Below are 22,131 nucleotides of genomic sequence, written 5' to 3' on the forward strand. Positions count from 1 at the left end.
GATTTGTGTCAAAAATCTCACATCTTCTGTCAAAGCCAAAACCACAACATATAGTGTTTATTGTTGACATAAAACACAAGACGAATATAATTTATATATACCACACGAAACAAGATAGATTTAATAAAGGCTTGTGTGAGGTATAGAAAAAAGAGTGTATTTGTTGATAGTGAGTATATAAGATGACAGCAATAGTATTGAATCAACAGGTGAAGCAGGGGATGACTACATTATGGAATATCGCCGTAATTGGTTTGTTCATTGCAGTTTTTTATTTCTTTGGAGTGGCTGCTACATTTATAACAATAGTTTTCTATTTCATCCTTTCTGTGATTTTTACGAAACCCGAATCAATGAAAGGTGATGTTAAGCCCGCACTAACATCACGTGATAAGGTTGCTAAGAAGTATTTTTTATATTGCATTGAACATGGCAAGGAATTTGATTTGGAAGATGCTTATTTAAAAGTGAATAAGTTTGCCAATGATATTTCTCGGGTGGATAGCAAGAACCGTGTTATCGTCTTTTTCATGGATGGTAAAAAGCACACGATTAAGATCAAAGAATCACACGGCGATATTAAAGCTTAAGCCTATCGAATTTAAAGAACGTGCGATCTGCACGTTTTTTATTGCAAAAAAAATAGTGCGCTATTAATATCTCAATTAGGAAACTTCCCAATATTAGTTTTCTTTACCAAATTTTAATCGTTAATTATTTTTTAGTTGGCGTTTGGTGGTGAAGAAAATTTGGGATTTTCTTCGTCATCCGAGCGTTAATCGGAGCTATATTATGTATTTGTCATTGTTTTCAAGTGTTATTTGGATAGCCTACTACTTCCCATTCATTTATGATGTATTTTGGGTTGCTACGTTTTATGTTGCTGTTCTTTTAGCTGCAAAGATTTTCGCTTTTTTGCGTGGTTTTACAAAAAATGCGGAAAAGGAAAAAGAATACAATTCTCTGCCTTATTCAGTAAGAAACCCACGTACTAACGTGAGTTTTGCTGAACAATATCGAAACGGTGAAAGAGAGGCTATTACTCTGTTCACTATCGTGGATAATTATGTTCAGTTCAAAAAAAGGCTAACCAATGCCAAAGTTTCTTTTGCATTTTGGGCGGTGAATAATGAGATTTGTCGTACATACGGTAAAGTCGCATTATGGATTCTTTACACTTTCATTTGCTTGAAAGAAATCTATTTTAATACTAAGTCTAAAATCACTTTTTAGATTTAATAAAACCAACTTTTTCGAGTTGGTTTTTTTTTACATGAAGCATGTAAAGATAATAATAGATATACAAATCACAAAATAAAATACACGGCGTATTTTATAAAAATCAATAGAATAGATAAATATAATATTGTGGTATATATTTAATGATGTTAATATGTATCCATACAAACCTGATAGTAGGTTTATTCCTTTAAGGATGGTGATGTAAGTTAGCTCTGCGTCACATTTTGGAATAAATTTAGGTTTTTATCGTCATCCGAGCGTTAATCGGATATATGTAAGATGAATAAGACTTTGATCGCTTAAAAGTGGGTGGAAGTACGCACCACCTCATCATCGAGCAATAGGCCACGACAATGCAAATTGTTGTGGCCTTTTTAATTCAGAAATATTTTTAAAATGTTTTATTTTTACTAATTGAACAATGTACAAAAAATAAGTAATATCAAATTTAAGAAAGCTCTCTTATTTAGTTTTCTTCACCAAATTTTTAATCGTTAATTTTTTATGTTGGCGTTTAGATGGTGAAGGAAATTTTAGAATTTTCTTCGTCATCCGAGCGTTAATCGGAGCTATATCATGTCAAACATTTGCACAACTAAAGTTTGGTTGGTTTCTGAACAGGAGTTTTCTGAAATTATTTCAGGAAATTTCTCGTCCATTGAAAACTCAAAGTTTTTTGAGGATGAACAATCCGCATTAAATTTTAAAAGGCTTAAGGGTCTATTCAGTAAGAAATTACTGAAAATTACCAAAGATGGAAAATTCTGTTTTTCTTCTCGGTAATTAGAACGAACCTAGATCAACAATTTTTTTTAATTCTTATCATTTATTCATCGGATGATAAGAATGAAAATTCTTGATCATCCGATTTTTTCGGAGCTATCCAAATGAAAAACTTACTCGCAAATTTAACAACCGAAGATTCAATTGTTTTCGGAATTTTTCTCGCTTTAGTCATTTCGCCATTTTTCTTCTTTGGCTTAAAACTCGCTATTGTGGGATGTCTTTTATTTATCGTCTTTATGGCGATAGGTAGTTGGGATTTAGAAGTAGGTGCTATAGTTTTATTTATGGCAATGTTCCTAATAGGAACGCCTTTTGTCGCATTTAAACTAATTGATGTTTTTAGCGACATAGACACAGGAATTGCAATAACTTATAAGTGGTTAAGCTACTTATTCTTAGCCTTTGGCGTATTCTTTCCTGTCGTTCTAATTCCTGATCTTATTCGTAGAATTAAAGACAGAATTTCACTTGAAGATTCATCACAAGATTAATGTTCACTACATTAATTTATAAAAGCCATTCAATTCGTTGAGTGGCTTTTTTTTATGGCCAAGAAAAGTACATCATTGATTTATGCAAGTTAAGTCAGTAAGATAAATCTCAAGGAAACTTCTTAATTTAGATTTTTTTCACCTATGTTTTCGTCAATCATTTTTTTGTTTTGGCGTTGGATGGTGAAGAAAATTTGGAATTTTTCTTCGTCATCCGAGCGTCAATCGGAGCTATATTATGTCTAATGCAATCGCTATTGTTGCTGCACAACCTGTATCTACCGAATTGGGTGTTTTATTTACTCAATTTGTTCAAGGTGGTGCTGTTAATCAGCGTCCAATCTTCCATCTGAATAGAAATGGTTTAAATGTTGAGGCTTTGCTTCAATATAAGACCGACCTCACTCCATTAGGTTCAATATTTGGTTCATCCAAAACAATTGAATCAATTTCTTTTGATTGGTCAAAACTGCCAAATATGAATATTTACCAATTAATCGGTATTTATTCGTTGTACGTTTATACAATGAATTGTTTGTATAATCGTGGCCGTAAAGTTTATCCAATTAAAGAGGGTAAGTCTGTTATTGGGTGGACACATCACAAGGTCTTGGATTATGTTGCATCTAATTCAATTCTTAATGAATATTCGTATTCATTAAATGATGTTTTATTCCTACAAGAAGCTTTTAATGCTTGTTGTAGTTTTAAGGTCGGTGATTTTCAAGTTGAGGCAATTACCTCTAAAGCTTGGTTTCGTAAATCGAGTAATTTCCCATTTGCGAATTTATTTAGCGAGTTTTATTTTTCTCGTTTAAATAAAGAGTATGCATATAGTCCTAGTGATTTTATGTTTACTTTAAAACAGATCAATTATGCTTATGATCGTAAAGGATCATTTAAAGCACTTACTGTTGATCAATTCGTGGATGTTGTTGCAGACTGCCAAAAGCTTTACTGTGACAATGATGTTTTTTTAGAACTTATTAAAGGTTCTGAATATTCGTCAAATTACTCTGTGTACTTGGCTTCTTTAGTCGGTGAAGATGTTGTTTACGATGATCTTTCAGATCGTTATCGCAATATTGTTGTTTCAATTGCAGAGTTTCTTCTTGATCGAAAATTTCCAACACCTGAATTATTGGCTCAAGAATTTCACATTCTTAGTCAATCATTACTTCTTAAAAGACACTTTTTAGAAGGGGATTCGGACATTCAACGTCTTGAGGACATTCATTCTTTGAATGAAGCTTTAAGATTGCATCGAGAATATTGTGAGTTTATGTGTGATGGTGATTATGTTTCCTAACATTGTTGCCATTCCTATATCTTACAATTTACCAAAAACCTTGATTTCACTATCATCGTTTATCAAAGCTAATTCTTTCGAGGATTGGCTTTTTTTTTGCGCCGTTATTGCATGGGTATAAAAAAGAACCTAATATAAAGACAGGAAACTTCCCAATATTAGTTTTCTTTACCAAATTTTAATCGTTAATTATTTTTTAGTTGGCGTTTGGTGGTGAAGAAAATTTGGGATTTTCTTCGTCATCCGAGCGTTAATCGGAGCTATATCATGTCTAAAGTTTCTAAAACTACTGCTGCTAAATCTTCTAAAACTTCTGCTACTGCTAAAACAGCTAAAGCAGAGAAATATTTGGAAGAAAAAAAGGCAATCATGGATAACATGATTGCTGAATTAGAGGCAAAATTCGCTACAGGAAAATGGGTAATGCCTTTTGGTGTTGCTCGACCACATAAAAACTTTGTAAGCGGTAAAGCTTATAAAGGTTTAAATATTGGTAGCTTAATGCTTGCCAATATGATCAGTGGTAGTGGTTGCAATGAATGGATCACATTCTTACAAGCAAAAGAACTTAATTGGACGATGCTTGCGGGTTCAAAAGGTACTCTTATTGAGTATTGGTTCCGTAAACATAAGAAAATTGAAGTTGATGGTAAATTGGTTTATCCACCTAAAGATGAACCAATGACACCTGACAACAGTTATTTTGCGGTTAAATACAGTTATGTATTTAACCTAGAGTGTTTCGTTGATCAAGAGGGTAATCCTGTTTGGCAACCTAAAGAATCTAACAATACTTTGCCAACTTTGGCTGAACAAAGAGATTTATGTCTTGAGTTCGCTGAAAAAACGCAATGTAAAGTTTTTCACGATCAACAAGGTAGAGCATTCTATCGACCATCAACTCACGAAGTTCACATGCCACCTGTAAGTGAATTTAAAACAGAGGAAGGCTATATCGCCACTTTGTGCCACGAACTTTGCCATTCTACTGCACGTGATTTAAGATCGGATTGGAAAAAAAATTCTTTTGGATCAATAGATTATGCACGTGAAGAATGTGTGGCTGAACTAGGTTCCATCTTCTGTTCTTCAATGCTTGGCATTGAGAAAATTGCTTTAGATAGCCATGCGGGATACATCAACGGATGGCTAAATGTAGCAAAAGAAGATGATCCAAACTTCTTTGCAGTTGCTATTAAGGAAGCTTCTAAAATAGCTTCTCATGTTTGGAATACGCTTTATCCTGAATCGTTAGATTCTTTGGATGATTCTGTTTCTGAAACTGATGAAGTTGAACTAGAAGTTACAGAATAACTTTCTGTGATTTACAAAAGCTGACTTTCGAGTTGGCTTTTTTTTTCTTGATTTTTAATGGCCAAAAATTTAAAGTCTGTTTTAGGAAACTTACACCTCAAGTTTTCCTTATCCCAAGTCTAGTTGTCTAGATGTTCAACCGCTTGGAATGATAAGGAAACGTAACTTTCCTTGTCATCCGAGCATTAATCGGAGCTATACCATGTTTGATATTCAGGTTAAAAAAGTTAAAGCAGTTCAGGCTAAAAATGATCGTTCTTTCAAGTTTACGATTGTTTTTTCTTGGTTTGTTGTTATCTTGGCAACAGTTCTGATCAACGAAAAATTCTTTTATCTCTTTGCTTCACCTTTATATGTTCTGCTGTCTTATTTGACTGCTCACGTATTTTTCAAGGTTGAAGATTTGAGATGGTTTTGGTTGTCATCACTTGTCGCTGCTTGGCTAGTATTCCTGTTTATTTCATATACGTTGATCCCAATTGCGGGTTGGGCGAGTATTGCTTTACTCCCCATGTACGTGTCCTTTTACAAGTTCTCTTTGCGAGTAATTGGACACCTTATCAACCAATAATTTAAAGCTTCACTACTTTAAATTACTAAGCTAACTCATTTATTTGAGTTAGCTTTTTTTTATGCCCTTATTGCAAGAAACTAATAAAAAAACTAATATACCGACAGGAACTTATTTCTTAAGTTTTCCTTCCATTAACATTAATCAATTTGATTGACGTTTATGACGAGGAAAGCTTAAAAAACTTTCCTCGTCATCCGAGCGTCAATCGGAGATATAATATATGAAAAACCTTGTTCTAAATAACGGCATTCCATCTACCGTTCCTGCTACATTTTTTGCAATATTAACACTATATACTGCTGTGAATCGTCCGATTCTAGCAGCTATTACTGTATTGGTTTGCTATATGCTATTAGCGATATATGTGAAACCAAAATTCGCTTTCTTTTTTGTTAGCAGCTTAAGTCTGCTACTCATTAGCGAGTTTTGTAATCGTTATGCTTCACAACTTAGCCACAATGCATTTGCAAACGATTTCGTTACAGGATTCTATTTCCTAGCGCAAATCGTTTTCTTTGTCTTGGCTATGATTGGTGTGTTTTTAGCATTCAGGTCACTATTTGAAGATTAATCAGAATTGATCACTCACTATGATCAATTATAAAAGCTAATTCTTTCGAGGATTAGCTTTTTTTTGCGCCGTTATTGCATGGGTATAAAAAAGCACCTAATATACAGACAGGAAACTTCCCAATATTAGTTTTCTTTACCAAATTTAATCGTTAATTATTTTTTAGTTGGCGTTTGGTGGTGAAGAAAATTTGGGATTTTCTTCGTCATCCGAGCGTTAATCGGAGCTATATCATGTCAAACTTTACTCAAACTGCTGTGCAAACTGCAACTTTAGCGTCATTGTATCCAAAACGTGTTAATCGCACGTTTTATATATCGGTGGGTAAAGATGCTGTTTTCTACACCTTGCGTTGTCGTACTACTACAGCTTTAGGTTCGTATGATCAGTATCTTAAAAACCTTGCTATTGACGAGGGTGATGCTATCCGTTCAGCAAAAGCATACTTTGAGATTATTGAACAAAAAAATCAGGATCGTAATGATCCTGATTCAATAGTTTCAATTGATTTAGAGCCTGAATATAACGTCACTCGTAAACGCTGTCCTAACGGCGTTCCTCGTTATATTCTTGAAGGTTTAGAGTTGCTAGAACAAGGGAAAATGCCTTTTGGTAAACATCAAGGTCAGCTTATTTATAGCTTACCCGATGGTTATGTTTTATGGTTGGCTGATCAAAAAGCCGAAATAAAAGAAGGTCAAATTTCTTTGATGCAGTTCGCTGCTGAACGAGCAATGATCCATGCAATTGATAAAGGCTTAATCGCTTTGCGTCAAAAGCGTATAGACGATTCCAAACACTTTGGTGTTTTAAAAGAGCGTGTGGAAATGGATTTAACTATACGTGCAGTTTCTATTTCAATGGGTGAATATGGTGATATTATCAAAACATCCATGCATGGCCCGAATGGTGAATCTATCATTTATTCGGGGAGTAAATATCTAGGTGAGATTGGCGACAAACTCACGCTTAAAGCTACCATTGATTTTCATGGTACTAATAGTAAAGGCTATCGCTACACTATTATTAAGCGTCCTGTCATAAAATCTCGGACAGAAGCTAAAGAATAATATTCTTTAGTTTATAAAAGCCAACTCGAAAGAGTTTCGAGTTAGCTTTTTTCTTTATGTATTGCACAAAAAGCCTTTTATTTTAACTTTTCAATTAAGCTGTGATAAAGCTCATTGTCGGCAAGCTGCTGACGCAATTCTGCAATTTTAGCTACATCCAAACGCTCAATAAAACCTTGTAAGTCGTTTGCTGCCTCTGAATCAGTTAAGCCAATGCTTAAACCAATAACAAACCATTTGATTTGTTCATCTGTTATTTGAGTATGGGTGTTATCAATCGCTTGAGCCTTAACATCTTGAACACGATTTACGGCGTTTGTGTCATTAGGTTTAGGTGCGGTTTTTGGTGGTGTTTGAGCATCACCCACATTTTGTTGATTCGCTAAAGGTGTTGAAGTCGGGTAATCATCTTCATCCTTAGTTGAATTATCCTGATCTTGAGTGACAGGTGAGGATGTAGCACTTGGTTCCTCGACTGCGGATTTCTCTAAAGCTTCTGCCTCAAGTCTAGCTTTCTCTAAGGCTTCTGCCTCAAGTTTAGCTTTCTTCTGTTGCTCTTTCTTTTCTCGGGCTTCTTGCTTCTTAGGATCAATTTCAAAGATTATGTTTGCTAATAGGCGTGAACGATGTGACGTTAATTCACCTTGCTCTTTAATCTCTTGATCTATGGCGTTATTTAAGAGAATGCGCCAATCACAGTCAAGTTCAATAATACGAGCGATATTTAAAAGACTATCTTCACTATCCAATCCTAGTGAAGCGATTTCTTTCATGTCTGTAGCAGGGATAAGAGCAACACAGCGAAGCGCACGTGAGATTCGAGCAGGGCTTTGATAGAGATACTTAGAAATATCTACATTCTTAGTCATGCCCTCACTCTTGCAAAGTAATACACTTTGACCAATCTCATACAGGCTCATTCCCGCACGTGATGTATTTTCTACAACTTGGTAACGTAGTACATCCAACTTAGACTTAAATTGTTCAGTAGGAAGATAATCAAACTTCCAAACTTTAGATTTTTCAGGGTCTTTTTCAGCTATTAATCTCATAGCTGCTATTCGATGGTGTCCTTGTACGACTATATATTTAATATGTTCAGGAACTTCACCATCAATATCGGGATTAACAAGGCGAATCGAAGGTCGTTGTTGATTCCCTATTTTTTTTTCATCGAATTGAGTGGCAAGCTCTTTAACCACATTTTCCCGAAGGTGTGTTCTGACTAGGTTAAGTTCACCAATACTAGAAATATCAACAGATATTAACTTTCGTTCATCACGTTGAAGGCTATGTGTAGATTTGGATTCAGCATCCCCAAACTCTGCAATAACCCGATTACCTTGAGGGTTTTTTGCATCCTTAAGTAATTTTTGTATATCAACTTGTGCCATTTTAATAGGTTCCTAAGTTAGCGTTATACCCTACCGCAATGAGTGGTGCAGGGTAGGGGTAGCTTCTTTTCTATACGGCCATATCGCTTATTTTATTCATCACTATCATCATTTTGATCATTGAGATCATCATCTTGAGCCTTGAGATCATCATCTCTCTTTGCCTTAGTTGCACTTTGACGAATAGATGCTAAATTTTTAATTGTTTTCGCAAGGAGCTTACGAGCTTCCATTTCAGATTCTTCACCCAATGCAACCTGAATCTCTTTATAGACTGTGATAGCTGCTTCTGCTACACGCTCAATCTTTTTAGGTACAAAGGCATTACAACCACGCCCCATAGCTTTATAAAATGCCGTACTTGAAGGGATATAGCTATCAATACATTTCCATTTAGGATGCTGTTCAAGGATTGGTTCTAATTGCGCTATAAGAAAATCTAATCCTTTATCGCCACCACGAATATCAGATCGTAAAAGTAGGCGTGGAATGTCATCACAACCAATGTTACTTAACACATCGTCAAGATATTCAATTGTTTGTTCAGTCGAAGTAACATCAAATGGCCCTGAACGTAACGGCGTAACAATAATATCGGCATAAGGCAAAACATCTTCAAGGTACTGCTGTGCTACATCATCGTTGTAACCCAAGAAACCCGCCGTATCTACCCAAATCTCACGGAAAGAACCTTGTAGCAGTTCAATCACTGTAGATGGTTTTGTGTTTGGCTCGATAGCAACAACTTGGGGGAATAAGTAGTCGTAGCGTTTTTCAGGCTCTTTACGGAGCTTTTCTTGCCAATAAGAGATACTGCGCTGTGGATCAAGATCAAGAACACAAACATTCGCTTTGCCACAAAACACAGAAGCACTAGCTAAATTTACGATTGCCGATGTTTTTCCCGCACCGCCTTTTTGGTTTGCTAAGACGATTATTTTAGCCTTTTCATTAGACATGCTTGTTTCCCAAGTGAATATTAATAATTAAAAATATTATTACCGACAAAATCACCCAAGTCAAAACATTTAAAACGATTCAAACTGAAAGTTATTACATTTTTTGTAAAAAAGTTAAAATACTGAAAATATGTATATTATTTATACAGATTATTGCCTGATAAAGAGTTTTAGTCGGGGATTGGTATGTGTCAGGAATGATAAAAAGTTATAGTTTTAGATTATGCGAGTGTGGAGCTAGGGAATAAGTAGATCGCTATTTATGGGGAGTTGTATCAAATGAAGTGTGCGGTACTGCAAAGAATACTTAAAAAAAAACACCGATACGTGATCAGTGTTCTCTTTGGTTAGACTAAGCTTTGCTTAGAACATTGTTTTGTATTTCTCAACATCAATGTTCGCTTGTTCTAACTCTTTAAACCAAGCAGGCTTACGTCCTGAACCACTCCATCTTTGGGTATGGCTATTTGGATTGAAGTAGAAAAATTCCTGTTGAGCATCATCAACTTCGATTTCTACTGCTAGGGATTCAATATCTAAACCCATTTCAATTTTAGCAACAATCCAACTTGGTCTGCGACCAACGCCGTGCCATGTGTTTTTAGGATTTTGTGGATCAATATAAAGTTTGCGAGTTCTTCCGTTTTCAGAAGTGCAAGAGTAAACAGCGTGAGATTCACCAAGAATAGATACGATTTCATCAAAAGGAATTTTATTCTTTTTGACCAACTCAACAATCATTAATAGTGATTCGTCACGATCTTCTAACTCTTTCTTTTTCAAGCGTTGAGTAGAAGCATCAATTAAAAGCTTTATATCCTGTGAGGAATAATTACTTAAATCCTTGTACTCAACAGGAAGATTTAACTCGTCTTGTGTTGTTTGTGTAGTTGCTGTCATGTCGGAACCTATATATTCACTTACTCGGTTAGAGTTAATGATGGAATCCCATTTGCTTTCAAAAAAGTAATGGCTTCATAAAGCCAAAAAACAAATTAATGTTTTTCTAACTTTCCTTAAATATACTAATAACAAATAATTAAATCAATTCATTTTAAGGAATAGGAAAGGTATTTTTAAAAAAAAATAATAAAATAATATTTGACGATCTTTTTTAAATGTTAGTGAAAACGAAATATCGGCTTAAAACATAGCAAGTTAAGTTTAACTCACGTTAAAGAAACGTGATCAAATTCACGTAAATATTTTTTATGAAACCGATAACGGCAAGTTTTTAAAGAAAAAAATATGACAAAAATAGTCGGCATTTTTTTTAGTGATAAAGGTACACAAAACTTAACACCTTGTTAAAGAAAAACCACCTAATTTTACCTAACGGCAAAATAAAAACACATTTCTTCCTACGCTAAAATAATGGATAAATGATGAATTTAACCGATTTTAATAAAATATATTACTGCGCCGATTAACTTTTTTAATATCTTTTTCAAGTAACATGAATATTTATTTACCAAAATAATCATAGAGTGATAATAAGGCATTGGTTGGGGTAATTTATTATAAATATAAATAGGGATGCACTCATTTGGTGACATTAATATAATAAATGTAAGAATGAAAACCATTGATAATGGTGATATTTATAATCAAGATTTATTAAAATTATCTTACGACCTTGTTAAAGTTTCCTTAACAAGCTTCATCCGACCTAATAGGTCGGCACTAAGAGAAAAAACGTAAGTGCTTGAAAATATGATAGCCCCCTCTCTTTTACTGCATATAACTACCGTAATATGCACCTCAATATTGAGTGATTTTTTGCTTTTGGATAGTTGTTAATGATAATGTTAAATTACCCATAATTAATTCGGAATGTGCAGCCCTGTTATGAGCCAAACAATTAACAATAAATTAATGTCACCATCAGCAATATTAACTTCATCAGTTGTACTCTGTGTTTTGTTGCTTGCTGTATCGTATTCACAAAATCAACTAAGCCTGTCTGATCCTAAAACTTTTACATCTATGATCCCTGTAGGTGTTGCATCTATAGCTTTAGCCTTAATCATGCATTACTGCAACAAACGTAAGGCTCTTAAGCTTGCAATTACCTCACCCAAATTTAATCGGTATTTGAGCTATGCAACTCTGTTGACTATCGTTGCTGCGTTCATTTTCTTTGTGATTAAAGCATCTAGCATCTAGTTAAACCAATCAGAAAAAAAGCCATTGTAAGAACAATGGCTTTACCGATATGCTGTATTTCGTGAAATTTAACAGCAATGTTGTATATACATGCCTTGACGGTGAGTACAACATATCTTCTTCCTATTTTGCGGGACGATATGGCGCATATCATTTGGGCGAGTTTGAACGCAACAAACTCTCTCAACAACAAGCTAAACCGATAATCAATATGCTTGCCAATAATACAAATATATAATCAATATTGTGCGGTATGTTGTTTATAAAGTTAATATTATATAATAATGAATTAATAATTTAATTAATCTAATATAGTGATTATTGATGCCTTACTCAACTGTTGTGGATCAGACAAATGATATAAAAAGCTCTTTTATTTGCGTAAAAGGATTGGTTTAATGTTTGAGAATGTTAGCTCGGAAGATAAGAGATTTGCCCTTATTATTTCTGCATTTATTGCTATTGGTGCGGGATTTGCATATTGGCAATACATTCCGTATGACGATTATAAAAAACAATATAATGAAATTAATACGCTCGGTAAGTATCTGATAGAAAATCAATGTATTGCGACAGGGGTTTCAAAAAAGGTATTCCGTTTTGCAAGAGGTTCATATTTCGATGGCTTTTACTATAAGGGGAAAGTCCATAAAGATACCGATGTTTTGTACTATGTGAGCTTTAAAGATAGTGTCTTATATAACTGCCAATTAGGGAAATACAACATTAGCTCACATTACTATTCAGGAAGATTTGGTTCATATAACTTTGATGGTGCAGAAGTTAGAAAAATTCTAGATAGTTCCAAAAACAAACCTGTAAAAAATATGAGGGACGTTGTGAATCAATAATAAAAGGGAAGTTAATAACTTCCCTTTTTTTAGCTATTGAGTTTTGCCAACATGCTTAAGTAGAAAGGTAATAAAAAATAAAGAGAATGTGTCGTTTAGATTCATCAATTGTGATGACTTCTTAATGAGATCAGCCTCTATGTATTGATAGAGCTTCAATGTCTGCTGATAAGCTTTCTGTGTGAGTTCTTGGGATGCCCCATTTTCTGCTCTTGTATGGATCAAAAACAACCCACATGAGAAAGATTGATGCTGTTCGCCAAAGCTAGGTTTAATATATTTAAGATACTTATCTTTGAATAACCAAACAAAGGAAAGCGCAAGATTCCATTGTTTTTCGCTTAAGTTGTGTGGTCGGCTCTCATAAGCTGTGAAAAAACGCCCATCATTCAATGAAGCATATAGGGCGATTGATCCTGACAAAATACAACGTGCAACCAATGTGAAATCTTCTTGGTGCTGAATAACTTGAACATGGCCACTAATGAAGGTTTGTAGATGTGATTTAAAGCTGCTCGATTGGATGGTTTCTTTTCCGTAAGTTCGATTCTGATAATTATTAAAATCTTCCTCAAGCTCTCTTACTTTTTTGCGACCAATGGTATTGCTATACAGGGTTATGTCATTGCCCTGCCCTGTAATCAATTCATGCTTTGAATCTGCACCCGCCGTTAAAAAGGCATTTAAACCCTTAATCTGCACAACCTCTTTATAGTTGCTTTGGTTATAGCATTTAACAACATCACTAAGGGCAATGCTGAATTGGTGTGGTTGGCCTTTTAGATGCAATAAAATATCTTTAACTGTTAAGGCAAAATCTTCTGTGATGTTTAAGTCGGGAATCACGTAATTCAGTAGTGTTATATACAGCGTACAATGCTCATCTAGAACCCTGTTGTTGAACCAATAAGCGATTATCGGGTCAATTGAATCCTGAACGATGTAAAGCTGTTTACTGATCTGAAAGAAAGGCGATAAAACATAGTTTAAGTAATCAACTAGCTCTTGGTCGCTTGTATAGGTTTTTGCCAAATTCTCACTAAAAATATGGCATTTCTTATTAATGGTTTTCTTGGTACTGCTTGCAAGATAAAGGTATCCGACTACCCGATTCAGGAAGTAGCATTGTAAACATTGCTTGAGATAGTTATGGGCGAAGATAACAATGTCTAGGTCTGTATCAAGATGATTGTATCGCTTATATTGGTGAAATTTGATGACCAATTCAGGTAGGAAGTGCCAATCAGTTCGAGTGATAAAGTTTAGTACCACCCCAAGTACGTTTAATTCAAAAATACTTTCTAGTTGGCTGAAATAGACATAAATAAGTGAACCAAATCCCACAGCATTATTGGCGGTGAGAGGTTTGCTTTTAGCTATTTGGAATCGTTGTTCGATTTCATTAGGGGTACTGCTAATTAGGGCTTTATATGATTTAAATTGTAGATACTTGGCTAAATACTCAAGGCTCTGCCCTAGCTTAAGCTCAATAACATTAGACTGAATCGGTTGGGTCGTATTGAGTGTTTGTTGGTGTAGGTAGCTAAGATTGAGAACTGCATAGGCGTGTTTCTTAAGAACACTAATCTGTGATTCATTCATGGAAATATCTCAAGCTTTGATATGTGTTTAAACTAAGCCGTGTAATGAATGATCATAAAATGCTTAGAAAATTGAAGTACCGCAATTAAAAGGCTTATTCTGCTCACATATAGGCAAGGTTAGCATCCTTAATTGATGATAATATTCAATGGTTAATTAAGCAATGTTATATTAATTTTTTAATAAAAAAGGATTCAAAAATGAAAGTAAAAGTTATTAATTTAGATGGTGTAAAAAGAGTAATTCATGGAAGTTTAATTAATGATATAGATATTGATTACACGCAAGACATACACTCAATGGTTCGTGATGTGGAGTTTGCACTACAAGAAATTATTGAAATTCATAAAACAAAACCATTATCTTTTTTTAAGAAAAAACCAAAAAATATCAGAGTTTATGAAGGTGGTCATCACTTTGATATTATTGAGGATGGTGTTGGGTCTGTAGGGTGGCTGACCGTATCGGATCACGTAGCCTAGAATCAAAAAAGCCTATTGAATAGGCTTTTTTTGGAACTATTTATCCCTGTCCTTATCTATGGCATCTGACCATTTTTTTGCACTTTCGATACTCTCGTCAAAGTCTTTATGTAGATAAGTCATGGTGGTGTTCAAGTTGGCGTGACCAAGATGTTTTTGGGTGGCTACAACATCCAATCCATAATGCAATTGGTGTGATGCACAAGTATGTCTAAACGTGTGAGGTGTCGCATTGCGTAGTTCTTCCGCAATAAAGTGATCCTCACAATCATTAGCTGCTGAACTCAAAGACTTCTCAATAACAAAGTTAATTCCACGACTAGAAATCGGCTCTGCACCAAAAATAGAAACCCCATTTTTCTTAAATGCGGGTACGACAGCAATTTCAGATTCATTACCTGTAGGCAATGGTTTTAAATCTAACGCCGTGCGATAAAAAACGAGTTCTTCTTTTAGCTTATCATTCACAACAACCTTGTGATCAACCCCACCTTTCATGTGGAAGTTAATAACCATTACTCGGCCACTTTTGGTTTGGTTGTAAGTGAAGCAATCCATCATTAAACCAACAACAGAAGATTTACGCATACCTGTGTAATACAAAAGGTGCATCAACCAACGATCCCGAACAGCTTTACCACGCTCGGAGCGACTTACTGTTTCACTCTGATTTTTAAGCCACTCACTTAGGAAGTACCACGCATCTATTGTGAGAGCTTTATCAACTGATTTTTCTTCATACCGTTTTTCGACTTTGAGCTTTACTGAATATTTAATCGGATTAACAGGGATCAGATTAATATTATTCAAATAAACGTAAAAACTGTTTAAAACTCGTTGAGTATATTCAACTGAATTTAAGCCAAGAGGTCTTAAAAGGATTTGTGTTTTTTTGGGTTCAACAATGTTATTGAGAGGCTTTAGCCAATCAGAACTTGGATTTAGTAATATTCCTAAATATTCATTAATATGCGCCGTTTTTACTTCGGCATAATGGATGCCAACAGAATCACAATAGATCAGAAAACGCTTCAATTCTTTAAGATAACCTTTGAGGGTATGCTCTGAATTGCTACAGGCGTAAGTAATCCATGCCTGAATAACATCCATATCATTTTTTGCACCCAAAACATTATCGGATAAAAATGCTTTAAGTTGATATTCAATTATACCTGTATCAATATTATCCACTACAACAAAAACCCCGATTAACCTAAAATGATTTTAGCATTATTTATATTGATAATAAATCAATAATAAAAAATTAACATTAAATTAACTATATGAATTATAAAAAATAAAATATATATATTATAATTGGTTATACGTTTCTTGCTGCGCTCGGTTTTTATGAATATTTTTCTTCTTATAACAATTATTTCAGGCTCTTTGCTCGTTTGCCTGATATTGTTGGGCGAGAGGGAAAAATCACAAAAAAACAATGAAGATCAAGATGATTCAGACGAGGAAACAAATGCGTACAAGGGGTTGGTTTACTCTAAGTGCCTATTAACCGAAACTGAAAAAAGATACTACCATAAGCTAAAAGAGCTTATTCCTGATCACGTTATGGTACATACCCAAATCAGCTTTAACTCATTTCTAAAGTGTGAGCATATCGACATTCGCAACCGTTATAATCGGGGTGTTGTGGATATGGTGATTACTGATTTAGATTTTAATGTCTTGGTCTTAGTTGAGATAGATGACGATAGCCATACAGCAAAGCGAATTAAACAAAAAGATCAGGTTCGGGATGAAATTACTAGCGGTGCAGGGATTCCAACAATCCGTATTGACGATAGTTTTAGCGACAACCAAATTGCAAGAATCCTTAAAAAATACTATCCACGTAGAGCTAGAAAAAAAGCAGTAGCTTAATCACAAAATATTTATAGAGCCTGATCCCGAGCATGAACGCTCTTGAGTGCTAGGTCTGCCATGTACGATTATATCCCCTGAACCTTTAAGGTTGGCTCTTACAGATGTGTTTGCAAAAGCTTTTATATCCCCTGAACCTGAAATTGTCGCATCTAGGTTTGACGCTATGAGCTTTGATGCCTCTATATCGCCTGATCCTGAAAGTAAAAGTTCAACAGTCTTGGATTCACCTTGTAGAGATATATTTCCTGAACCTTTAAGAACGGCTGTAAACCGTTCTTCTTGTAATCGTGAGATGGAAATATTGCCTGAACCACGCAACTCCAAATGGGTAAGGTATGGGTGGCTTACAAGCACTATAATCGGGTTATGGCTAATGAATGATGTGTTTGGTTTGAACCCAATCTCAAGCGTGTTGGCTTTATAGCGAATATCAATAAGAGCCATGATATTTTCATCAGCCTGAATCTTTATTTTTGATTCCTCTGACGCAATAAAATCAACATCAATAGAGCCTAAAAGATGGATAGAATCGAATGGTTGTGTTGTTAGCTCAATAATATTTTCTATACCATTGCCAATAACATGAGGATGGTTGCTTGAAATATTGGTGTGAGCCTTGCCATTGATAATTACATTATTATTGCCTGATATATTGCCATGATTGTTGTTGCCAACCGTAACAACCCCTTTATTTAATTTTTTAAATAAGCGATCAAACATAATTATTTCCTTGTAAAAAAATGGCCTGTATTTAACAGGCCATTTGGATTTAGAGAGCGAGGATCGCTTTGTATGCCTCTGTGCCATCTTTATCATTAAGTAAGAATGGGTACTCATTCACAATGGCTTGGTAGGATTTAGGGTCTTTCAGGATGTGATTAGGTACTAACTCAATTTTATCTGAATACTTCTCTAAGAAAGCTATCGTGCGATCAAGTGTTTTATCTGCATCATTAAGAATTACATAGTTCTCTACATGAGCATTGAATAGTGATTCTGCGAGTTCATGCGGAGCTTTTTGATCTAAAATTAGCAACTCGTCAATCGAAGCATCAAGGTCAAGTAGCGTGTTCCAATCAAAGTCATGCGCCGTATTGACGATGTGCGAGAATGGGAAGCGAAACTCCAATAGAGCTTGCTTATTTTCGCTATCAGCAACGATTTCTTCAATAAAAAAGTGATTCGGTATTTTTTCTACCCAACCATCACGCACAGCTTCATTAAACAACATAACAAAGCGATCCACACCCAATACAAGCAATTTTTCTCTTGGAATGTTTAGAATAGATTGCTTGTTCTCATTGTAAGCTGCATAAACCAATTCAGCAGTCCAATTTACATCAGGGAGCGTTGGTACAACCCCTTTTGCTATCACAGCTTGCAACATTTCAGGTGTAATACAACTTGGGTGTAAGTATTCAATCCACGTTGGTTGCAATTCAAAAAGCATAACCAATGGTTTTATTTTGGAAGGTGAGGAAAAGAGTGCCAATGAACCGTGTTCTAAAGCTAATTCGGGAGTGACAACTGAATTTACAGTAACAGCTTGAATGAAGTATGGAACATCATCAACTGTGAGGAATTTTTCAACAAGAAAATTAGCTGTCCTGATCGGGTCTAACTTCATGCATTTATTATATAACTGCGGTGTAATATCTGAATTTTCCAACCAATCCAAAAGAAAAGCAGTAGGTTGAGAATCTGCAATTTGTATTAATTGAGAATCCATAATAGACATAGGAACAAATTGTAAGGTTTCCCAATTTTTTTCCACAGCAATTCGGCAAAGATAATAAAACAACAAATCATCACGAACATAAGCGAGAAGCAATGGTTCCTTTTTTATAACATCTACGGCAATTTCTTGAGTTTGAAATTCAGGTGGTAGAAATGCGAATAGACGCTCATCCTTTGAAACAGCGTAGGCAAACATAGCCTCTGTAATCATTTCAGGAGTGAATGATAAAATAGAAATAGGATTATTCTTAAGTAACAACCATAACTCTTGCTGACTATAATAATCAAAAGGCAATTCAACAATATAGTTTGGTAGTTCTTTCATTAGATCAAAAAACAATTCCGATCTTAAAAAGACTTTCCTAAATGCACCGCTACTAGGCTCAAAAAAGGGATTTTCTTTATATTTATCAATAATGCTCAAGGAGTGTGGGAATTTAATATTTTGTTCAAATATCAAACCTTTTTCCAAGAGATCAATATAAAACTCTCTTTTTATATCCTTAGACATATTAATAACCACAAAAAATATTATTCATTTAATAATAACAAACATTATTGAAATATTAAATAAAAAAGGTGGGAATCCCACCTTATTTATTTAGACATAATAAACTTTAAATTTATTAAAGTTTATTTTTCTTGTTGAAAACATTATCAGTTTGTTTTTGCAAATCAGGAATTAATTTATTTGCGAGTTGCTCGTTGCTAACACCACCATTAGGTTTAGGTGTTGGAGCTTCCATTTTTGTTGGTTGTTGCAAGTTTTGTTGCGGTCTGTTTGGGCTAACAGTTTCCATTGGTGGTGGCTTAAGACCTGTTGCATCATTTGTACTTAACGGTGTTGAGGGGAAATTTGCTTTTTGTAAATTGGAGTGAACATTGGCTAAATTCGTATCGACCTCACCTTGAAGTTTATTTCGATTTTCTTCAAGTTTGGATGTATCTACTGAATTAATTTCCTTGCCAAATCCAAATACAGCCTTTGATGTGGCGTTGCTTATTGCGCCACCTGTTTGCATCCCCGCAAATGCAAGTGCATAGCCTCTTTTGTCATCTTCCGACATATTTTTAACAGGGGTTGAATGGTAGGCATCATCATAATTTTGATCAAAGCGTTTTTGATCAAAGCTAGATGCTTTGTTGTAAGCATTCGTAATAGCAGACTGAACTTCGGGTTTTTGTCCATAATTTGAAATCGTGCCTATATCATCAAGCGATCCTGTAATTTGTTGAGAGTATGTATTGCTATTCGTGTTAGCGAGTTGGTTTGCGTAATTTCTACCCTGTGTGTATGTTTCCATATCACCTTGCTTGGCTGAAATCGCATTATTTACAGCCTTATCATTAGAAACACTATTTAGGAAACTAGCCACAGCACCATCAGAGTATTTTTCACCTGTTTTATCGCTAAGAATATCTTGCGCTGTTGCAAGTCTAGATTTAAGAGCAGCAAGCTGATCCGAATTACCTGATAGTACGCTATTGGCTTTTGTTTCGTTTATAAGAGCAGCATCGCTTGTATTGCCACCAATATTACCTGAAAACCCGCCTTGCGCCCTAAATCCTTGTTTATTTGGTTTATTAGGGTTGTTATTAGCATCAGCATAAGGCCCTCCCGATGCACCCAAATTCAATCCTTTATTTGTTGTGTCTGCCCCAATTCTTGAATTAGCAGCAGAATTAAGATTCGATACTACTACGTTTTCTGCGCTATTAACACTAGCCCCTGTGTTATTTGCCTCACCACCATTCTGAGTTATGTCTTTTTGTACGCTGCGATCACTTTGTACTGATTGTCCGTGTGATTCTAAGTCTGATATAGCCTTAGTTGCCCCCGCCATATAAAGGCGCACACTTTCTTTCGCTTGCGATCTTTCAAAAGAACCTGATTCACCAAAACTTGAGCTACTTGATTGTTGTGATGCGGATTGTTGTGATGCAGAAATAGTCATTTTAGCCGAAGCGGTTTCATGGAACTGACCTTGACCTGTACCTGTGACTGCGGAGTTGCTAGATGCAAGTGGGGCTGATTTATATAAGTCGGGTGAATTAACCTTAGAATCATAATCACCACCATCAGCAGAGTTCATTCTTGATGCAAGTGAACTCATCCCCATCATCATACCGCCAAATAACATCATACTTAAAATCGGAACACTTGCTAACAAACCGTTTGCAAGAGCAAGCTTTTGTGATACGGCTGCATAAAATTGTGGCCCTGTAACCATGTTTAAATATGCTGAACCACCTTGAGCAGTTGCAATTTTAAAGAACTCATCTGAAAGCGTGGTTTGGATATAGAAGTTAATGATGGACGCAATGGGTAGCCATAAGTATGCTGCAACTGTAAATGCTAAGTATTGACCAAGAATCTTAAATGATCCCACACCCTGCACCATAATAAAAATAACAATAATCGGGAAAAACAGGAAAGAAATCATAATCAAAATATTTTGACCATCTTTCATAATTTTTAAGAACCCTGTTGCAGCAGCAGCATTCTTTTCTTCCCACTGATTAACAGAACTCACCCATGCAGTACATTTTGAGAGTTGGGATACATCAGCATTTTTATCAGCACAATAACTCGCTGTTTCTAAGAGAGGGTTTAATAGGGTGTTGGCTGCAAAAATACGCCCATCATCTTCCGTAACCCCTGCCATTTTTTGTATTGCAGTAAATAAAGCGGTGTTTGTTGCTGCGGTTCCATAGGTCGTCATGTTTGCACTGAAATTTGATGTTGCACCTGTTGCATCACCTGATCCAACCAATTCATTTGTGATCGCATTCATTAGGTTGATTCGAGTGGTATCACCAACCATATTTAGATCGCTGTTTTGAAGCGCAATACCATCAACATAAGAGTTAATATTATTTTCGATTATCTTGTAAGCAGCATTACAGCTTTTTGTGGTTCGGGTAACAGCACCACTTGAACCTTGAACACCAACAACAGTTGTTACGCCGTATTCAGCACCATTAAATAAACCTTTAATATACGCCATCATGTTTGGTGCAGTTCGTAAGTCATTTGAACTAAAATTTGGATTTTTATATAAGCATTGACTATAGAAATTCTTTGTTGTTTCCAACAAATAAGGCGAGGGTGTATTTTTTGCAACAAGACGCAAGCCATTTATGAGTTTTAATGGGGTTACATATCCATCTTGTGTTATTCGAGGCATGTAATATTCTGTGCCTGTTACAGTTTGCAACCCTGTTTCAAATATATCGGTCAGAATTTTACTAATGCCACTTGCAACAGAGGCGGGAATAGCTAACCCAATAGGGATGTTATCGACTTTTCGTACATTGCCTGTATAAACATCCGATATAGCCACATCAACTTTAGGTACAGTTAAAATAATGTAAACAACCAACGGCAAGATAAGTGTTCTTATTTCCATTTGTTGTTTAAACGCTGCGTTATATACCATAACGCAAAGTAAAATGGCTGCTCCAAAAAATGCACCAAATCCCAAACCTAAGTAGCCTTTACCACTTAATAGGTCGGTATCCTTGAACAACATGGCAACACCATTCAACGCACCATCAAACAGTGCCATATCGCCCAAAATATGTATAACAAATGGATCAGCCATTATTAACTACCATAAAGTTTTTAAAACATTAGTAAAATGATTATAAAATGATTATTTGAAATATTAAACAATAGTAAAATAAATATTTCACTAT

Annotated in this window: 20 protein-coding genes; 12 read left to right on the forward strand and 8 right to left on the reverse strand. The window is 35.2% G+C overall.

All coding sequences use genetic code 11. From position 1 onward, the window contains the following. The first annotated feature begins 182 nt into the window (after nucleotides 1-182). The 8 genes from ACSC97_RS00950 (at nucleotide 183) to ACSC97_RS00985 (ending at nucleotide 7,357) form a co-directional block, all read left to right on the forward strand. Nucleotides 183-590 carry a hypothetical protein gene (locus ACSC97_RS00950; protein ID WP_436658777.1) on the forward strand — a complete coding sequence of 136 codons (408 nt, stop codon included), beginning with the start codon at nucleotides 183-185 and terminating at the stop codon, nucleotides 588-590. A 202-nt stretch (nucleotides 591-792) separates the two neighbouring features. Continuing rightward, nucleotides 793-1,233: a hypothetical protein gene (locus ACSC97_RS00955; protein WP_436658779.1), complete on the forward strand. Its 441-nt coding sequence runs from the start codon at nucleotides 793-795 to the stop codon at nucleotides 1,231-1,233. Between the two features lie 896 nt (nucleotides 1,234-2,129). After that, nucleotides 2,130-2,519, forward strand: a complete 390-nt coding sequence (locus ACSC97_RS00960) for a hypothetical protein (RefSeq protein WP_436658781.1) — start codon at nucleotides 2,130-2,132, stop codon at nucleotides 2,517-2,519. Between the two features lie 238 nt (nucleotides 2,520-2,757). After that, nucleotides 2,758-3,828 carry a hypothetical protein gene (locus ACSC97_RS00965; protein ID WP_436658783.1) on the forward strand — a complete coding sequence of 357 codons (1,071 nt, stop codon included), beginning with the start codon at nucleotides 2,758-2,760 and terminating at the stop codon, nucleotides 3,826-3,828. A gap of 267 nt (nucleotides 3,829-4,095) precedes the next feature. After that, nucleotides 4,096-5,142: a zincin-like metallopeptidase domain-containing protein gene (locus tag ACSC97_RS00970; RefSeq protein ID WP_436658785.1), complete on the forward strand. Its 1,047-nt coding sequence runs from the start codon at nucleotides 4,096-4,098 to the stop codon at nucleotides 5,140-5,142. Nucleotides 5,143-5,344: 202 nt separating this feature from the next. Then, nucleotides 5,345-5,713: a hypothetical protein gene (locus ACSC97_RS00975; protein WP_436658787.1), complete on the forward strand. Its 369-nt coding sequence runs from the start codon at nucleotides 5,345-5,347 to the stop codon at nucleotides 5,711-5,713. 223 nt (nucleotides 5,714-5,936) lie between these two features. Further along, nucleotides 5,937-6,287 carry a hypothetical protein gene (locus ACSC97_RS00980; protein WP_436658789.1) on the forward strand — a complete coding sequence of 117 codons (351 nt, stop codon included), beginning with the start codon at nucleotides 5,937-5,939 and terminating at the stop codon, nucleotides 6,285-6,287. Nucleotides 6,288-6,520: 233 nt separating this feature from the next. Then, on the forward strand, nucleotides 6,521-7,357 hold the full coding sequence (locus ACSC97_RS00985; RefSeq protein ID WP_436658791.1) for a putative quorum-sensing-regulated virulence factor: 837 nt from the start codon (nucleotides 6,521-6,523) through the stop codon (nucleotides 7,355-7,357). A gap of 77 nt (nucleotides 7,358-7,434) precedes the next feature. Here the strand turns inward: ACSC97_RS00985 and ACSC97_RS00990 are convergent, their stop codons facing one another. The 3 genes from ACSC97_RS00990 to ACSC97_RS01000 all read right to left on the reverse strand — a co-directional run bounded on the left by ACSC97_RS00990 (nucleotide 7,435) and on the right by ACSC97_RS01000 (nucleotide 10,610). After that, the gene (locus ACSC97_RS00990; RefSeq protein ID WP_436658793.1) at nucleotides 7,435-8,751 is read right to left on the reverse strand and encodes a hypothetical protein; all 1,317 of its coding nucleotides are present in this window, start codon (nucleotides 8,749-8,751) and stop codon (nucleotides 7,435-7,437) included. 92 nt (nucleotides 8,752-8,843) lie between these two features. Further along, the gene (locus ACSC97_RS00995; protein ID WP_436658795.1) at nucleotides 8,844-9,710 is read right to left on the reverse strand and encodes a ParA family protein; all 867 of its coding nucleotides are present in this window, start codon (nucleotides 9,708-9,710) and stop codon (nucleotides 8,844-8,846) included. Between the two features lie 363 nt (nucleotides 9,711-10,073). Continuing rightward, the gene (locus tag ACSC97_RS01000) at nucleotides 10,074-10,610 is read right to left on the reverse strand and encodes an H-NS family nucleoid-associated regulatory protein (protein WP_436658797.1); all 537 of its coding nucleotides are present in this window, start codon (nucleotides 10,608-10,610) and stop codon (nucleotides 10,074-10,076) included. A 948-nt stretch (nucleotides 10,611-11,558) separates the two neighbouring features. Here ACSC97_RS01000 and ACSC97_RS01005 point away from each other — a divergent pair. Together ACSC97_RS01005 and ACSC97_RS01010 are read left to right on the forward strand one after the other, a co-directional pair. Then, a complete protein-coding gene (locus ACSC97_RS01005; RefSeq protein ID WP_436658799.1) occupies nucleotides 11,559-11,876 on the forward strand; it encodes a hypothetical protein in 318 nt (105 codons plus the stop codon). Between the two features lie 398 nt (nucleotides 11,877-12,274). Beyond that, nucleotides 12,275-12,727: a hypothetical protein gene (locus ACSC97_RS01010; protein WP_436658801.1), complete on the forward strand. Its 453-nt coding sequence runs from the start codon at nucleotides 12,275-12,277 to the stop codon at nucleotides 12,725-12,727. A gap of 33 nt (nucleotides 12,728-12,760) precedes the next feature. Here the strand turns inward: ACSC97_RS01010 and ACSC97_RS01015 are convergent, their stop codons facing one another. Next, nucleotides 12,761-14,329, reverse strand: a complete 1,569-nt coding sequence (locus ACSC97_RS01015) for a hypothetical protein (protein WP_436658803.1) — start codon at nucleotides 14,327-14,329, stop codon at nucleotides 12,761-12,763. Nucleotides 14,330-14,529: 200 nt separating this feature from the next. Here ACSC97_RS01015 and ACSC97_RS01020 point away from each other — a divergent pair, with 200 nt between their 5' ends. Next, nucleotides 14,530-14,811 carry a hypothetical protein gene (locus tag ACSC97_RS01020; protein WP_436658805.1) on the forward strand — a complete coding sequence of 94 codons (282 nt, stop codon included), beginning with the start codon at nucleotides 14,530-14,532 and terminating at the stop codon, nucleotides 14,809-14,811. Nucleotides 14,812-14,847: 36 nt separating this feature from the next. Here ACSC97_RS01020 and ACSC97_RS01025 read toward each other — a convergent pair whose 3' ends face one another. Continuing rightward, nucleotides 14,848-16,002, reverse strand: a complete 1,155-nt coding sequence (locus ACSC97_RS01025; protein WP_436658807.1) for a tyrosine-type recombinase/integrase — start codon at nucleotides 16,000-16,002, stop codon at nucleotides 14,848-14,850. A gap of 159 nt (nucleotides 16,003-16,161) precedes the next feature. Between ACSC97_RS01025 and ACSC97_RS01030 the strand changes: the two genes are divergently transcribed. Then, entirely contained in the window at nucleotides 16,162-16,692 is a 531-nt protein-coding gene (locus ACSC97_RS01030) for a DUF2726 domain-containing protein (RefSeq protein ID WP_436658809.1), read from the forward strand. Here ACSC97_RS01030 and ACSC97_RS01035 read toward each other — a convergent pair whose 3' ends face one another. The 3 genes from ACSC97_RS01035 to ACSC97_RS01045 all read right to left on the reverse strand — a co-directional run bounded on the left by ACSC97_RS01035 (nucleotide 16,693) and on the right by ACSC97_RS01045 (nucleotide 22,037). Further along, complete coding sequence (locus tag ACSC97_RS01035; RefSeq protein WP_436658811.1) at nucleotides 16,693-17,415, reverse strand: head GIN domain-containing protein; 723 nt, start codon at nucleotides 17,413-17,415, stop codon at nucleotides 16,693-16,695. Between the two features lie 49 nt (nucleotides 17,416-17,464). Beyond that, nucleotides 17,465-18,943 (reverse strand): hypothetical protein, encoded by a 1,479-nt coding sequence (locus ACSC97_RS01040; RefSeq protein WP_436658813.1) that lies wholly within the window; start codon nucleotides 18,941-18,943, stop codon nucleotides 17,465-17,467. 115 nt (nucleotides 18,944-19,058) lie between these two features. Continuing rightward, nucleotides 19,059-22,037 (reverse strand): conjugal transfer protein TraG N-terminal domain-containing protein, encoded by a 2,979-nt coding sequence (locus tag ACSC97_RS01045; protein ID WP_436658815.1) that lies wholly within the window; start codon nucleotides 22,035-22,037, stop codon nucleotides 19,059-19,061. Nucleotides 22,038-22,131 lie beyond the last annotated feature (94 nt).

Origin of the sequence: Acinetobacter sp. P1(2025) (assembly GCF_051390655.1) — a bacterium.
Classification (GTDB): domain Bacteria; phylum Pseudomonadota; class Gammaproteobacteria; order Pseudomonadales; family Moraxellaceae; genus Acinetobacter; species Acinetobacter junii.

Excerpts from the sequence above, each read along its gene's own strand:
- ACSC97_RS00955 (WP_436658779.1), top strand. The coding sequence starts at position 793 with ATGTATTTGTCATTGTTTTCAAGTGTTATTTGGATAGCCTACTACTTC.
- ACSC97_RS00970 (WP_436658785.1), top strand. The coding sequence starts at position 4,096 with ATGTCTAAAGTTTCTAAAACTACTGCTGCTAAATCTTCTAAAACTTCT.
- ACSC97_RS01005 (WP_436658799.1), top strand. The coding sequence starts at position 11,559 with ATGAGCCAAACAATTAACAATAAATTAATGTCACCATCAGCAATATTA.
- ACSC97_RS00980 (WP_436658789.1), top strand. The coding sequence starts at position 5,937 with ATGAAAAACCTTGTTCTAAATAACGGCATTCCATCTACCGTTCCTGCT.
- ACSC97_RS00960 (WP_436658781.1), top strand. The coding sequence starts at position 2,130 with ATGAAAAACTTACTCGCAAATTTAACAACCGAAGATTCAATTGTTTTC.
- ACSC97_RS01030 (WP_436658809.1), top strand. The coding sequence starts at position 16,162 with ATGAATATTTTTCTTCTTATAACAATTATTTCAGGCTCTTTGCTCGTT.
- ACSC97_RS00975 (WP_436658787.1), top strand. The coding sequence starts at position 5,345 with ATGTTTGATATTCAGGTTAAAAAAGTTAAAGCAGTTCAGGCTAAAAAT.
- ACSC97_RS01045 (WP_436658815.1), bottom strand. The coding sequence starts at position 22,037 with ATGGCTGATCCATTTGTTATACATATTTTGGGCGATATGGCACTGTTT.
- ACSC97_RS01015 (WP_436658803.1), bottom strand. The coding sequence starts at position 14,329 with ATGAATGAATCACAGATTAGTGTTCTTAAGAAACACGCCTATGCAGTT.
- ACSC97_RS00965 (WP_436658783.1), top strand. The coding sequence starts at position 2,758 with ATGTCTAATGCAATCGCTATTGTTGCTGCACAACCTGTATCTACCGAA.
- ACSC97_RS01020 (WP_436658805.1), top strand. The coding sequence starts at position 14,530 with ATGAAAGTAAAAGTTATTAATTTAGATGGTGTAAAAAGAGTAATTCAT.
- ACSC97_RS01035 (WP_436658811.1), bottom strand. The coding sequence starts at position 17,415 with ATGTTTGATCGCTTATTTAAAAAATTAAATAAAGGGGTTGTTACGGTT.
- ACSC97_RS00995 (WP_436658795.1), bottom strand. The coding sequence starts at position 9,710 with ATGTCTAATGAAAAGGCTAAAATAATCGTCTTAGCAAACCAAAAAGGC.
- ACSC97_RS01010 (WP_436658801.1), top strand. The coding sequence starts at position 12,275 with ATGTTTGAGAATGTTAGCTCGGAAGATAAGAGATTTGCCCTTATTATT.
- ACSC97_RS00950 (WP_436658777.1), top strand. The coding sequence starts at position 183 with ATGACAGCAATAGTATTGAATCAACAGGTGAAGCAGGGGATGACTACA.
- ACSC97_RS00990 (WP_436658793.1), bottom strand. The coding sequence starts at position 8,751 with ATGGCACAAGTTGATATACAAAAATTACTTAAGGATGCAAAAAACCCT.
- ACSC97_RS01000 (WP_436658797.1), bottom strand. The coding sequence starts at position 10,610 with ATGACAGCAACTACACAAACAACACAAGACGAGTTAAATCTTCCTGTT.
- ACSC97_RS01040 (WP_436658813.1), bottom strand. The coding sequence starts at position 18,943 with ATGTCTAAGGATATAAAAAGAGAGTTTTATATTGATCTCTTGGAAAAA.
- ACSC97_RS00985 (WP_436658791.1), top strand. The coding sequence starts at position 6,521 with ATGTCAAACTTTACTCAAACTGCTGTGCAAACTGCAACTTTAGCGTCA.